Below are 13,069 nucleotides of genomic sequence, written 5' to 3' on the forward strand. Positions count from 1 at the left end.
CGGGCCAACGAGACCCGCATGTGGTTCGTCACTTGCCAACCGATGATCTCACGGGTGTAGGCGTCCAACACAAACGCCGCATACACCCACCCGGCCCGGGTGGGGATATAGGTGATATCGGCGACCCACAGCATATTCGGCGCGGTCACGGCGAAGTTGCGCTCCACCAGGTCGACAGGACACTCGCCGGCGTCGGCGCTGCGAGTTGACGGTCTTTTCTTCCGCCGCCGGATCCCCTTCAGCCCGTCGGTCGCCATGAGACGCTCGACGGTGCAGCGGGCGACGTGACCGAAGGTGGCCTCGCGGTTGATCTCCGCCCACAGCTTCCGGGCGCCGTAACATGAGTAGTTGTCTTCGAAGATCCGGCGCAGTGCCCGGGTGATCTGCTTGTCCCGGATGGACCGGGCTGATTCAGGCCGTGATTTGTGGGCGTAATACGTGCTCAGGGCTATCTTCGCGCTGGTGGTGGCCAGGACGCGGATGATGGGCTCGACCCCGAACTGAGCACGGTTGTCGTCGATGAAGGTGACGATTACTTGTGTGGGCGGTCGAGCTCCGCCGCGAAAAAAGCCGAGGCTTTCTTGAGGATCTCGTTGGCGCGTTTGGCTTCGGCGAGCTCGGCCCGCAGCCTGCGGTTTTCTGTTTCCAGGTCCATCGATTCGGCCGGTGTGTCGGTTCCGGATTGCTTGTGGGTGCGGACCCAGACGCGCAGGGTTTCCTTGCTCACGCCGAGTTCGTCGGCGATGCGGGTGACCGCGCCCCGGGCGGTGACGGGATCAGCTTGAGCGTGGAGCACGAGTTCTACAGCGCGCTGCTTGAGCTCGACAGTGTATTTGGTGGGCATGTAAGGGTTTCCTTTTCCAATTTCCTACCCTCCATTAAACCCGGGGCGAACCACGTTTATTCCTACCCGGGCAAGCATTACTTCGGATCAATGTGAAACATTGCGGCCCGGACCGGCTCCCTCACTAGTGTGAGCATCGCTGTGAAAGCGATAGCTGATGACCTATTCCCGCACCCGATGAGGTGCTCGAACATCCACACTGGGACCCCGCCTGAATGCGGGGTCGATGCTGAAAGGAAGACCATGTCCCCTGGTTTTAGGAAGCGGTTGATTGGAACAGTGGGCTCACTGCTCGCCGCGGCACTGCTGGTTACCGGCTGTTCCAGCGAAAGCGGTGCGGATGGTCCGGGTGCCTCCGAAGGGGAGATCTCACGCGGCGGTGAGCTGCGGGTGGGTCTCAATGTTGATCCGGGCACGCTCGACCCGGCCCAGACGACCTTCACGGTTACCCGCCAGCTCTATGATTCACTGACCGCGCTCGATCTGGAAACCGGGGAGATCAGGCCGTGGATCGCAGAGAGCTGGGAGGTCAACGGGGATTCGACCGAGTTCACATTCAAGATCAGAGACGATGTGACCTTCAGCAACGGAACAAAGCTCAATGCTGAAACCGTCAAGGTCAACTTCGATGAAATTGTGAGAAACAGCCTCCAATCCTTCTTCCCCGGTTACCTGGAGACCGAGGTCGTTGATGAGTACACCGCGAAGGTGACGTTCTCCAGTCCGAACTCTGGGTTCCTCCAGGCGACCTCGGTGCCGCAACTCGGTCTCCGGGAACCCTCGACCATCGAGGGCAAGACCAAGGAGGAGCGCAGCTCCGCGGACAGCTTCATCGGTTCCGGCCCCTTCGTGCTCGACAGTTATGACAAGGATCAGGAAATCGTGCTGAAGCAGCGCGAGGGCTATACCTGGGGATCACCGACAAGCTCCCATCAGGATGAGGCCTACATTGATTCACTGAAGTTCCTGATCGTCCCGGAAAACGGTGTCCGAACCGGACTTCTCCAGTCGGACCAGCTCGACATCGATGCCTCGGTCAATCCCGCCGATGAATCAACCAACGAGGCCGCCGGTTTCACGGTGCACTCCCGCATTCTCCCGGGCCTTGTGCAGAGTCTCTATCCCCACATCTCCAGCCCCCGCCTCGCGGATGAGAGCGTGCGGCAGGCCCTGCAGATCTCGGTTGATCGCGAGGATATCGTGAACACCCTGCTCACCCCGAACTACCGTGCGGCGACGAATGCCGTTTCCCAGACCACTCCGGGATGGACCGATCTGTCGGAGAAGCTCGAATATGATCCGGAGGAGGCGAAGAGCATCCTCGACGGTGCGGGCTGGAGGGAGGGCCCCGACGGAATCCGGGAGAAGGACGGTGTCAGGCTGAGCTTTGAGGTGCACTATCTTCCCAACACCTCCTACTCCACCGATGTTCTCGAGCTGGTGCAGCAGCAGCTGCGCGAGGTCGGATTCGAGCTGAGCATCAAGCAGAGCGTGACCGCCGATTTCCTCGCGGCCCTGAGGAATCCCGAGGTGGACTTCACCGCGGGAAATCAGACCCGCGCCGATATCGATGTCCTGCGCACCGCGTATTCACCGACGAGTGGAAGCAACTTCGCCTTCCTTGACGCCGGTGACCCGATTGTTGAGCTGATCGAGCAGATCCCCGCGACCTCGGACCCGGAGAAGCGCAACGCGCTGGGTGAGGAGGCCGCCACCGCGCTACTCGACCACGGCATCCAGATACCGCTGTTTGACATCTCTCAGTCCGTGGCCGTTTCCCCGAAGGTCCAGGGGCTGGGATTCGAATCGAGCTCACGCCCGGACTACTACTCCGTCTGGCTGGAGAACTAGGAAACGTGGGATCGACTATCGTGCGTCCGTCCCCTCCGTCGGGACCGCGTCGCCTGCCACTTCCGGGCCGAAGGGGGATGCCGGGGATGAGCAGATACATCATCAACAGGGTTCTGCAGGGTCTCCTTGTCATCTGGGCGGCGTTCACCTTCACCTTCGTGGTGCTGTACCTGCTTCCCAGCGATCCGGTCGCCATTCTCCTCGGTACCGATTCAAACTTCACCGAGGAGGAGTTGAACCGGATGCGGGAAGCCTACGGGCTCAATGATCCCTGGTACATCCAGTATCTGAGCTACCTGGTCAATTTCCTCCGGGGTGATTTCGGCAGTTCCATTCAAACCGGAACCCCGGTGCTCAGCGAAATCCTCGGCGCGCTGCCGAACACGATACTCCTCGCCGTGGCCAGCCTCATGGTTGCGGTGGTCATTGCCGGGGTGGTGGCTGTACTCGCGGTGTTCGTCAGGGTCGGATGGTTGAAGAACATCCTGCTCAGTGCACCGTCCTTCATCTCGGCGATTCCGGGTTTCTGGTTGGCGCTGATGCTCCTCCAGATCTTCTCCTTCCGGTTCCAACTGCTTCCCGGTGTGGGAACGGAGGGGGTGTCCACGTTGATTCTCCCCGCCCTGGCACTGGGCATACCAGTGTCGGCGGAGATAGCGCAGGTCTTCACCCGGAGTCTGCAGAACACGCTGGACAAGCCGTACATCATCACCGCCCGTTCGCGGGGGTGGAGCTACTTCTCCACCATTACCCGGCATGCGCTCCGGAACTCACTGCTTCCGACGTTCACCGTATTCGGGTTGTCGGTGGCCGGGATTCTCAGCGGTGTCGTGGTTATTGAGACCGTGTTCTCCCGGGCCGGCCTGGGCCGGATCGCCCAGGTCGCGACCACGAACCAGGATATTCCCCTGGTCCAGGGTGTGGTGGTCTTCTCGGCGGTCATCTACGTGGTGATCAACCTTGTGATCGACCTGATCTATCCGCTGATAGATCCACGGATACGCCTGCAGGAAGCGAGGACCCCCTGACATGACTCTGCTCAAGAACAGACCCGCGGCGGCCCTGCGGGAAAAGATGGGCGGCACCGGCAGCCGGAGAGCGAGGAAGCCGGTCTGGTTTCAGCTCACTCTGGTGCTCTCCGCGGCATGGATTCTGCTGATTGTCGCATGGCTGGCCTTTCCGGGCTGGTTCGCCTCCGCGGATCCGCTCTTCGGGGACACCTCCCAGAAACTGCTACCACCCTCGGGCGAACACCTCTTCGGCACCGATAAACTCGGCCGGGATCTCTACGCACGGGTTGTGCACGGAACTCGGCTGTCCATCCTCGCCGCCTCAATCGCTGTCGGTGTCGGATTGCTGATCGGGGTGTTTGTCGGGTTGGCGTCCGGATTCTTCGGAGGCCGGGTCGATGATGTGCTAATGCGGCTGATTGACGTCCTCCTGTCTGTGCCCAGCATTCTGCTGGCACTGACTATTGTCGCCGTCCTTGGAAATGGAACGGTCAATGTGGCGATCGCCATCGGTGTCACGTCCACAGCGAGTTTCGCCAGGCTCATCCGTTCGGAGGTTATGAGGATCCGCCATTCCGCGTTCATTGAGGCCGCATATGTATCCGGAACCAGATGGTACGCGGTGGTGCTGCGGCACATTCTTCCCCATGCATGGAGCACCGTGCTCGCGCTTCTGGTCATTGACTTCGGGCGGGCGATCCTGGCCGTTTCCACCCTGAGCTTTCTCGGCTTCGGCGCACAGCCTCCCACCCCGGAGTGGGGTGCGCTGATCTCCGACGGCCGGAATTTCCTCCTGACCGCCTGGTGGCTGACCACCATACCCGGGGTGGTCATCGTCCTGCTGGTTCTTTCCATAAACCGCGTTGCAAACGCAATCAGGAGTGCACGATCATGACTGAACCAACACTGTTGAATGTGAAGAACCTCAGCATTGACTACCTTCTCAAAGGGGAACGAATCCGGGCCGTGGACAAAGTGAGTTTCTCACTGCGGGCCGGCGAGGTGGTCTCCATCGTCGGTGAGTCGGGTTCGGGGAAATCCACGCTCGCCCTCGCCCTGCAGGGCCTGCTGCCGGCCAATGCGGACGTCGTCTCGGGCGAGGTGGTCCTCAACCAGGATCAGCTGCAGACATTCAGCGAATCAGCCTGGAAGACCATCCGCGGTACCCGGATCGCCTACATTCCCCAGGATCCGTCAACATCGCTGAATCCGGTCAGCAGGAACGGCCATCAGGTGGGGGAGGCGCTGGTGGCACACCGGATCGCCACGAGGCACAGCGCCAGAGAGCAGTCGCTGCAGGCGCTCCGGGATGCCGGAGTCACCGACGTGGAACTGCGCTATGAGCAGTATCCCCACCAGCTGTCCGGAGGGCTGAAGCAAAGGGTTCTCATCGCCGGAGCAATCATCGGTTCGCCCACTTTGATCATCGCGGATGAGCCGACCAGCGGACTCGATGTCACTGTGCAGAAACAGATTCTCGATCATATCGGGAGGCTGGTCAAGGAACGGGACTCCTCCATGATCCTGATCACCCATGATCTCGCGGTCGCTCTGGATCGTTCAGATTCGATCATTGTGATGAAACAGGGCGAGATCGTCGAATCCGGGACCACCGCCCAGATCTTCGGCTCACCCCAGCACCCCTACACCAGGAAACTGCTCGGTCACACCAGGGACTTCGGTGACATCCTGACGGCGGACCTCGTCCCGGATCCCGCCCCGGACCCCACCTCGGACCAGCACGGGACCGGCGCGGCCGATGCTCCGATTGTGGAACTCGTCGGATTGCATAAGGAGTTCAGGATTTCGCGCCATCAGAGCTTCACGGCGGTCAGAGATGTCTCCCTGACCATCAACAGAGGGGAGACCCTGGCACTGGTGGGTGAATCCGGCTCCGGTAAGACGACGATCAGTCGCATCATCGCCGGGCTGGAGAAGCCGAGTTCCGGATCGGTGATCGTGGATGGCCGTGACGTCGGGCGTCTCGGACGCGGACAGCATCGGGACCACTGGAGATCCGTTCAGATGGTGTACCAGAATCCCTACGATTCCCTCGATCCCACCTACACCATTCGGCGCATCCTCGAGGAACCACTGAGGTCCTTCGACCTGGCTCCACGGGAACGACGCCGGGCGATCGCACAGGAGGCGCTGGAAAGAGTGGCGTTGCCGAGCGGCTTCCTGGACAGGAAACCTGGGGAACTCTCAGGCGGACAACGCCAGCGCGTGGCCATCGCCCGGGCGCTGATCGTCAATCCCCGGCTCGTTGTTCTCGATGAGCCGGTGTCCGCCCTCGACGCGACGGTTCAGGAACAGGTTCTGGATCTGCTCAAGGAACTGAAGGCCTCTCTCAGCGTCTCCTTCCTGTTCATCACCCACGATCTTTCACTTCTACCCGGCTTCGCGGACAGTATCGTCGTGTTGAAAAACGGTGAGGTCAAGGAACGCGGGCCCGTTGTCGATGTGTACCGATCACCCCGGGACCCTTACACCAGACAACTCATCTCGGCCATTCCCGGCCTGAAAATTACCACCTAGAAACAAAGGAAAACCATGAGCAACCTACCTCTCACCCTTGGCTTTCTCGCCTTCACCTCCTATCATGAGCCCGGTGGCACGGCAAAGCAGTCCCTGGAGGACACCATCAAACTGTTCCAGTTTGCGGAGTCGAGGAACTTCGACGGCGGCTGGCTGCGCGTCCGACACTTCGAGAGGGCGCTGACCGGGGTGTTCCCCTTCCTCGGTGCTCTGGCGCGTGAAACCGACAGCATCCGGATCGGTACCGCCGTCATCCCCATCGCCCATGAGAACCCCGTGCGTCTGGCCGAGGATTCGGCAACTGCCGACATTCTCAGCGATCAGCGACTCGAGATCGGGGTCAGCACGGGAATCGCCTCCGTTGGAGAGGTCTCGGATGTCTTTGCGCGGGCATATGGACACGAAGATGGGCGGAGCGTCGGCGAACGCAGCCAGGCGGTACTGGGTGGGTTCCTGCGCAATATCGCGGGTGAGGAGGTCGCTCCGACCGATCCCGGTTTCAGGCTCCAGTTCACCGACGAGGGTGAGGGAGCCAGGATCTATCCCCACTCCCCGCGTCTGAGCGAGCGGATCTGGTACGGCTCCGGCACCGAGTCCAGCGTGATCAGGGCGGCCCGGCTCGGCCTCAACCTGCAGGTATCAACCATCAACACCGCCGGCACAACCGATCTCACCGTCCCCCAGGAGCAGGCGTTGTTCTTTGACAGGTACAGCGAGAACCTCGACCTGTCCGGAATTGAGAAGACGGTCTCCGATGTTCGTCCGCGGCAGATTTCCATCAGCAGGTACGTGGTGCCCTATTCCACACAGCGTGAGAAGGACCTCTTCCTGGCGGCCAGTGACCGGCACGTACCCAAGTGGCCGACTCTCAACGGACAGGGATGGAATGTGGGAACCGTCGATGAGGTGATCGAGCAGCTGCTCGCCGACGAGGCGATCGCCCGTGCCCGCAGGGAATTCAACACCACCCTGCTGCTGAACCTTCCGTCGACGCTCGGGCTCGAATGGACCAGGCATCTACTGGAGAAGGTCCAGGAGGAGGTGTTCCCGGCGCTGACCGCCTCCTAGCTAGGGCCGCCCGAAATGCTCCTGCCTGCCCATGCGGTGCAGGTGCAGCCACTCTCTGAAACCGCGCACATCGTGGCGCTGAACCAGGAAGAACCAGGCGAAACGGGCGTATTCCTGGGGGAGGAGCCTGCGCATTCCGGGCTGGCTCATCAGGTAGCCACGGTTGCGGTAGGTGAAAAAACGCTTGAAGTCGTTGTCCGGGTACTGCGTGTGCATGCGTCCGCCGAGGATCGGTTTGAATTCATCGGAGCCGTCGGGGTGTAGATACGCGGTGGTCAGGCAGGTGCCGAAGGCGAGGCCGGAGCGCACCAGACGACGGTGGTACTCCACCTCGTCGCCGCGGATGAACAGCCGGTAGTCGGGGACACCGATGCGTTCCATGGCATAGGCGCTGATCAGGGCGCCGTTGAACAGTGAGGCGATGCCGGGGAGAAGATCGTCGCCGGGGTTGTCCGGGTCGATCAGTTCACCGCGGTAGCGGCGCCATTCCAGGCCGCGCCGCAGAGGGAAGGCGAGGCGCTCCGGTTCGGAGGCGTTGCACACCACCGGTGAGACCTCCTCGAGGTTGTGGCGGGCGGCGGCGTCGATAAGCGTGCTCAGGACCTCAACCCCCTCGGGTCGTCCGTCATCGTCGGCGCACCACACCGCCTCCGCACCGAGCGCCAGCGCGGTGAGGAAACCATAGGCGAAGCCGCCCGCACCACCAAGATTGCTTTTCGACGCCCGGTAAACCCCCCGCTCACCGGCCACCTCGGCCACAAGGGCCGCGACCGCGGCGTCGTCGCCGTTGTCCACCACGATGATGTGACTGACCGGGTAGGTCTGCGCGGCCACCACCTCGAGGGAGTGCCGGAGCAGATCGACGCGGTTGTGGGTGACGATGACCGCGGCGACGTCGATGCCGGGATGCAGGTGCGAGGTGTGTGGCATGGTGACCATCTTGCCACGAGGGCAGGGGGCCGCATCCCATTGCCTGAATCGGGGAATGCTCTAGATGTCGCCGATGCCCACGAGCCCCTTCGGGGTGTTCAGGGTCAGCTCGAGGAAGGGATCGCCGTCCGCAAGCTCGATGATCGCGGTGAGATCGTCGGAGAAATCCGCGGACAGCGCCTCAAGTGCCGCGGCACCGCCGTGGATGATCAGCTTCTCGACGGATGCCAGTGGCGTCTCACCACCGGAGGGGTGGGCGGTATTCCCCCAGTCGATGGCGAAGGGTAGGGGTGAGTAGTCCACGCCCGGGGCAGAGCGGATCAGACGCCAGCTCAGCACCGCGCCGTCCGGGGTGTGGCGGTTCATTTCCCCGATCCCGTCGGGCTCAATGCCCAGTTCGCGGTATTGCACCGCCAGCTCATCGAGGGAGTCCGGCCTGATGCACCATGCCGCGACACGCGGTTCGGAGGCGCCGGTGCTCGCCAGGGCGAAGTGGTCCGAGCTGAGCTGTGCGGCCTCCGGATCCGGCGCGATCAACTCGATGTAGGAGCCAGGGGGATCGGCCAGGGGTACCAGGGCGTTGGCCGAACCCGTCTCATGGCGCCCGCCGGGAACTGGGGTGATTCCGGTCAGTTCGCTGAAGCGGGAGACAAGTTCATTCAGATCCGGTCCGGCAATGACGATGTGGTCAAGGTGTGAGCTCATGGCCGCCCATGGTAGCCGGAAGCTAGTTCTCCTCTTCCTGCATGCGCTGCAGAAGTCGGCGGACATGGTCGGCGGCGCCCTTGCCCTCGTAAGCCTCCACCACGTCCGGGATCAGGCCGGCCTCGCGGATCTCACCGTGATCGACCCACAGCGCAGTATCGCAGAGCTGTGCCAGGAAGTCATTGGAGTGGGAGGCGAAGACGAGGATTCCGGAGCGTTCGACCAGGGCGGCGAGTCGGTCACGGGCCTTGGCCATGAAGGCGGCGTCGACGGCGCCGATGCCCTCGTCGAGAAGCAGGATCTCCGGTTCGATGGAGGTGACCACCCCGAGTGCCAGGCGGATGCGCATGCCGGAGGAGTAGGTGCGAAGCGGCATCGAGAGATACTCGCCGAGCTCGGTGAAATCGGCGATCTCCTCCATCTTGGCCTTCATCTGTTTGCGGGTCTGACCGAGGAAGAGTCCGCGGATGATGATGTTCTCATAGCCCGAGATCTCCGGATCCATGCCCACGCCGAGATCAAAGACCGGCGCCACACGCCCGCGGATGTTCGCGGACCCGCGGGTGGGTTCGTAGATGCCGGACAGCAGCCGCAGGAGGGTCGATTTTCCCGCCCCGTTGTGTCCGACGAGGCCGACGCGGTCGCCTTCCCGCAGGTGCAGATTCACGTTGCGCAGTGCCTCGACCACGACGACGTTGTCCTGGTTGCGGCCGATGGCTCCGCCCGCCGCTCCGAGGAAGGCTTTCTTCATGGACCGTGATTTGGCGTCGAAGATGGGGAAGTCGACGCAGGCGTTGTAGGTGTCTATCGATACCATGTCAGATTCTCCCTAAACCCAGTAGCTGACGCGGAAACGCCACTGTTTCATGGCCAGCAGTGCGAGGCCGAGGCCGGCGATGGTGAAACCGATGACGATCCACCAGTGATAGGCGGGCAGCGGGGTGCCGATCATCGGGGCGCGGACAACCTCGAGATAGTGGTAGAGCGGATTCAGCTCCGCCAGCCTGGCACGGCCCCCCATCTCCGCGCTGTGGTTCTGCAGGGTGGAGGTCATCCACACGATGGGGGTGACATAGAACAGCAGCTGGGTTCCCGCTTCGAGCAGCGGGGAGATGTCGCGGTAGCGGGTGGCGATGATCCCGAAGAACATGGCCACCCAGACACCGTTGACCACCAGTAGGAACATGCCGGGAATGATCAGCAGCACATCCCAGCCGAGCGGCCGCGGGAAGATCAGCATGAGGATCACCCAGATGACCAGATTGTGGGCGAGGAACAGGGCCTGTTTCCACACCAGCCGGTAGACGTGGACCGACAGTGCGGAGGGCAGCTGCTTGATCAGCCCCTCGTTGTCGATGAAGATGTCCGCGCCCTCCCTGATGCATCCGGAGATGAAGTTCCACAGGATCAGGCCGACGGTGACGTGGGGGAGGAACTCTGCGAGCGGAATCTTGAACAGGACCGAATAGAGCAGTCCGAGGGCCATCGCCATCACGCCGGTGGCGATGGTGATCCACAGCGGACCGAGGACCGATCGCCGATAGCGTTGCTTGATGTCCTGCCAGCCCAGCTGCAGCCACAGTTCATGCTGGGTGAATCCCCGGACGATGTCGTTCCAGGCGGCGCGGAAGGTGGTCGATTTCGACTCCGGCGCGGACTCCGGGGACACCGCCGTCATTCTGGCGAGGTCGGCTTTGAGGTCTTTCGAGGCTTGTTCCTGCACATTAAACACCCTAGTGCCCCAGACCTCGAGATTGAGTATCGGCACTGGCAGAGTGCACTGGTAATGTGTGTTGCGAGTTAGTATTTCCGGTGGGAAGGAGTGTCATTCGTGGTATTTGACGTGGCCAGGGTCCGGGGGCTGTACACCTCTTTGGGCGATGGTTGGACGTACCTGAATGCGCACCAGATTCCCCAGGTTCCGGAGCGCGTGCTCTCCGGCGTCGCGGCGGCGTTCCGTACACATGCGCAGATGCCCTTCGATGATTACCTGCGTTCTTCCCATTCCTCGGCCTCGCAGCCGAATGCGCTCGCACAGCTGGAGGCCGCCCGGCAGGCGGTGGCGGACCTGACCGCCTCCCCGGCGGAGTGCGTGGTTCTCGGTCCCAACCGGCAGTACCTGACGGCGGTGCTGGCGGAGAAGTTGAGCACATTTGTGCGTCGTAAAGCGGGTGTGGTCCTGTCCCGCAGCGACGCGCAGTGGTTCACCCGACCCTTCACCCGACTTGACGCGACCCTGCGCTGGGCGGAACCCGACCTGGGCACGGGGCTGCTGCCGGGGTGGCAGTTCAACGAGCTTGTCGACGGCTCCACCAGACTCGTGGCACTCAACGCGGCGCACCCGCTGCTGGGCACGGTGGCACCGGTTGCCGACATCGTTGAAACGGTGCGCGCGAAGTCGCGCGCCTGGGTGATCGTCGACGCCTCCACCTACGCCGCCTACCGTCCCCTCGACGTGGAGGAATGGCAGGCCGACATCGTCCTGCTCGACCTGGCGGAGCTCGGTGGCCCGCAGGTTTCGGCGATGGTGTTCCGGGACACCTCCATGTTCCCGCGGCTGTCCGGTGCGATGCCGCTGGAGCTCGGCGTCGAGTCGCTGCCCAACGGGCTGCTCGGTGGTGTGCCAAACCTCATCCACCACATGTCGGTGCTGGATGAGGAGAGCGGGAATATCCACGCCTCGATGGCGGCCCTGGCCGACTACCAGGGGACGGTTACCGAGCATCTGATTGATTCCCTCAAGGGGCTGCCCGCGGTGCACATCATCGGTGTGTCCGGGGATGCCGCGGGGGAGTACGCGGCGGCCCTGGACAGGGTGCCGCGCCTCAGCTTCGCGGTACGCGGTGTGCCCGCGGAGATGGTCCACCGCAGACTCATGGACAACCACCTGGTGACCACGGTCAGCCCTCAGGACCCTCTGCTCAGTGCGATGGGGGCCACGGAGGCCGGTGGCTCCATCACCATCGGTCTCGGCCCCTTCAGCACCACCTATGAGGTGGACCAGCTCACCCGCGTGCTCGCCTCACTCGCCTAGGACCTCGAGCACGATCTTGCCGGTGACCGTGCCCTCCTCGAGGGCCCGAAGCGCACCGCCCGCGTCCCGCAACGGCAGTGTGCGGTCGATCTGTGTCCTGATCTGCGAGTTCTCCAGCAGGGGCCAGATGTTGTCCACGGTGGAGGCCACGATCCGGGCCTTGTCCGCGACATCGCGACCCCGCAGCGCCGTCGCGGAGATGGTGCCGCGCTTGGCCAGCAGCAGGCCGAGGTTGAGCTCGCCCTTCACCCCTCCCTGCAGCCCGATGGTGACCATGTGGCCGTCCGGGGCCAGCGCCTTGACGTTCTGGGGCAGGTACTTCGCGCCGATGATGTCCAGGATCACGTCGGCTCTGTTCCTGAGAACCTCCGCGAAATCCTCCTTCCTGTAGTTGATCAGGATATCCGCGCCGAGCTGCCTGCAGGTCTCCAGCTTCTCCGCCGATCCCGCGGTCACCGCCACCGTCGCGCCGAGGGACTTGCCCATCTGAATGGCGAAGGTACCGATGCCCCCGGCACCACCGTGAACAAGAAAGGTGTCGCCCTTTTCCAGGCCGGCGAGCATCCCGATATTCGACCACACCGTGCACGCGACCTCCACAATGGAGGCCGCCTCGATGAAGGAGAATCCCTCCGGGATGGGGAGGAGCTGGCCCTCGGGAACCGCAACGTACTCAGCGTAGCCGCCGCCGGTGAGCAGACAGGCGACCCTCTCGCCCCTGCTGCGGCCGGTGTCACCCGGATCCTCGATCACTCCGGCGCACTCGAGGCCGAGGATGGGGGATGCACCGGCAGGGACGGGGTAGTGGCCCTTGGACTGGAGGAGATCCGCGCGATTGACACCCGCCGCGTGCACCTTCACCAGCACCTCCCCGGAGGAAATCTCCGGGGCGGCGACTTCTTCGACTACGAGCTTGTCTTCATGCTGAACTATTGCCTTCATGGCTATCAAGGGTAGGCGGGGTTTCCAGGCCCTGTGCAGAAAGCCGCAATGATGAAAGGGGCCGGGGGTGGCGCCGCGGGCACAAGTGGACGCTGGATCGACCCGTGATTCCTCTGGCCAGCGCATCAGTCCCGAAGTTCAACGCGA

13 protein-coding genes and 1 other annotated feature are annotated in these 13,069 nt (G+C 62.8%); of the genes, 6 read left to right on the forward strand and 7 right to left on the reverse strand.

The genetic code is table 11. From position 1 onward, the window contains the following. Positions 1-533 (reverse strand): IS3 family transposase (locus tag B7E02_RS14605; protein WP_342743707.1); only part of this gene is annotated, 533 nt, incomplete at its 3' end. Beyond that, positions 444-572, reverse strand: a sequence feature (AL1L pseudoknot). (Overlaps the previous gene by 90 nt.) After that, positions 533-844: a transposase gene (locus B7E02_RS02855; RefSeq protein ID WP_080792459.1), complete on the reverse strand. Its 312-nt coding sequence runs from the start codon at positions 842-844 to the stop codon at positions 533-535. Its footprint overlaps the feature before it by 40 nt. The genes B7E02_RS14605 and B7E02_RS02855, both read right to left, overlap by 1 nt. A gap of 267 nt (positions 845-1,111) precedes the next feature. Here B7E02_RS02855 and B7E02_RS02860 point away from each other — a divergent pair, with 267 nt between their 5' ends. The 5 genes from B7E02_RS02860 to B7E02_RS02880 all read left to right on the forward strand — a co-directional run bounded on the left by B7E02_RS02860 (position 1,112) and on the right by B7E02_RS02880 (position 7,311). Continuing rightward, a complete protein-coding gene (locus tag B7E02_RS02860) occupies positions 1,112-2,695 on the forward strand; it encodes an ABC transporter substrate-binding protein (protein WP_179129639.1) in 1,584 nt (527 codons plus the stop codon). An 86-nt stretch (positions 2,696-2,781) separates the two neighbouring features. Further along, positions 2,782-3,723 carry an ABC transporter permease gene (locus B7E02_RS02865; RefSeq protein WP_080792924.1) on the forward strand — a complete coding sequence of 314 codons (942 nt, stop codon included), beginning with the start codon at positions 2,782-2,784 and terminating at the stop codon, positions 3,721-3,723. Between the two features lies 1 nt (position 3,724). After that, the gene (locus tag B7E02_RS02870) at positions 3,725-4,600 is read left to right on the forward strand and encodes an ABC transporter permease (protein ID WP_080792925.1); all 876 of its coding nucleotides are present in this window, start codon (positions 3,725-3,727) and stop codon (positions 4,598-4,600) included. Beyond that, entirely contained in the window at positions 4,597-6,243 is a 1,647-nt protein-coding gene (locus B7E02_RS02875) for a dipeptide ABC transporter ATP-binding protein (protein ID WP_080792928.1), read from the forward strand. The genes B7E02_RS02870 and B7E02_RS02875 overlap by 4 nt, the downstream gene beginning before the upstream one ends. 15 nt (positions 6,244-6,258) lie before the next feature. Next, positions 6,259-7,311, forward strand: coding sequence for an LLM class flavin-dependent oxidoreductase (locus B7E02_RS02880; protein WP_080792931.1), 1,053 nt, complete (start codon positions 6,259-6,261; stop codon positions 7,309-7,311). On the opposite strand, the gene glfT1 is transcribed toward B7E02_RS02880, so the two are convergent. From glfT1 to wzm, 4 genes are read right to left on the reverse strand one after another with little or no spacing between them, the layout of a single operon-like run. Beyond that, positions 7,312-8,241, reverse strand: a complete 930-nt coding sequence (gene glfT1, locus B7E02_RS02885) for a galactofuranosyltransferase GlfT1 (protein ID WP_080794384.1) — start codon at positions 8,239-8,241, stop codon at positions 7,312-7,314. A 60-nt stretch (positions 8,242-8,301) separates the two neighbouring features. Then, entirely contained in the window at positions 8,302-8,946 is a 645-nt protein-coding gene (locus tag B7E02_RS02890) for a VOC family protein (protein ID WP_080792933.1), read from the reverse strand. A gap of 22 nt (positions 8,947-8,968) precedes the next feature. Then, on the reverse strand, positions 8,969-9,763 hold the full coding sequence (gene wzt / locus B7E02_RS02895; RefSeq protein WP_080792934.1) for a galactan export ABC transporter ATP-binding subunit Wzt/RfbE: 795 nt from the start codon (positions 9,761-9,763) through the stop codon (positions 8,969-8,971). Positions 9,764-9,775: 12 nt separating this feature from the next. Continuing rightward, a complete protein-coding gene (gene wzm, locus B7E02_RS02900; protein WP_483862419.1) occupies positions 9,776-10,624 on the reverse strand; it encodes a galactan export ABC transporter permease subunit Wzm/RfbD in 849 nt (282 codons plus the stop codon). 153 nt (positions 10,625-10,777) lie between these two features. Between wzm and B7E02_RS02905 the strand changes: the two genes are divergently transcribed. After that, entirely contained in the window at positions 10,778-11,980 is a 1,203-nt protein-coding gene (locus B7E02_RS02905; RefSeq protein WP_080792939.1) for an aminotransferase class V-fold PLP-dependent enzyme, read from the forward strand. Here B7E02_RS02905 and B7E02_RS02910 read toward each other — a convergent pair. Beyond that, positions 11,969-12,922 carry an NAD(P)H-quinone oxidoreductase gene (locus B7E02_RS02910; RefSeq protein WP_080792943.1) on the reverse strand — a complete coding sequence of 318 codons (954 nt, stop codon included), beginning with the start codon at positions 12,920-12,922 and terminating at the stop codon, positions 11,969-11,971. The genes B7E02_RS02905 and B7E02_RS02910 overlap by 12 nt on opposite strands. Between the last annotated feature and the right edge of the window lie 147 nt (positions 12,923-13,069).

Origin of the sequence: Corynebacterium pacaense (genome assembly GCF_900169525.1) — a bacterium.
Taxonomy (GTDB): domain Bacteria; phylum Actinomycetota; class Actinomycetes; order Mycobacteriales; family Mycobacteriaceae; genus Corynebacterium; species Corynebacterium pacaense.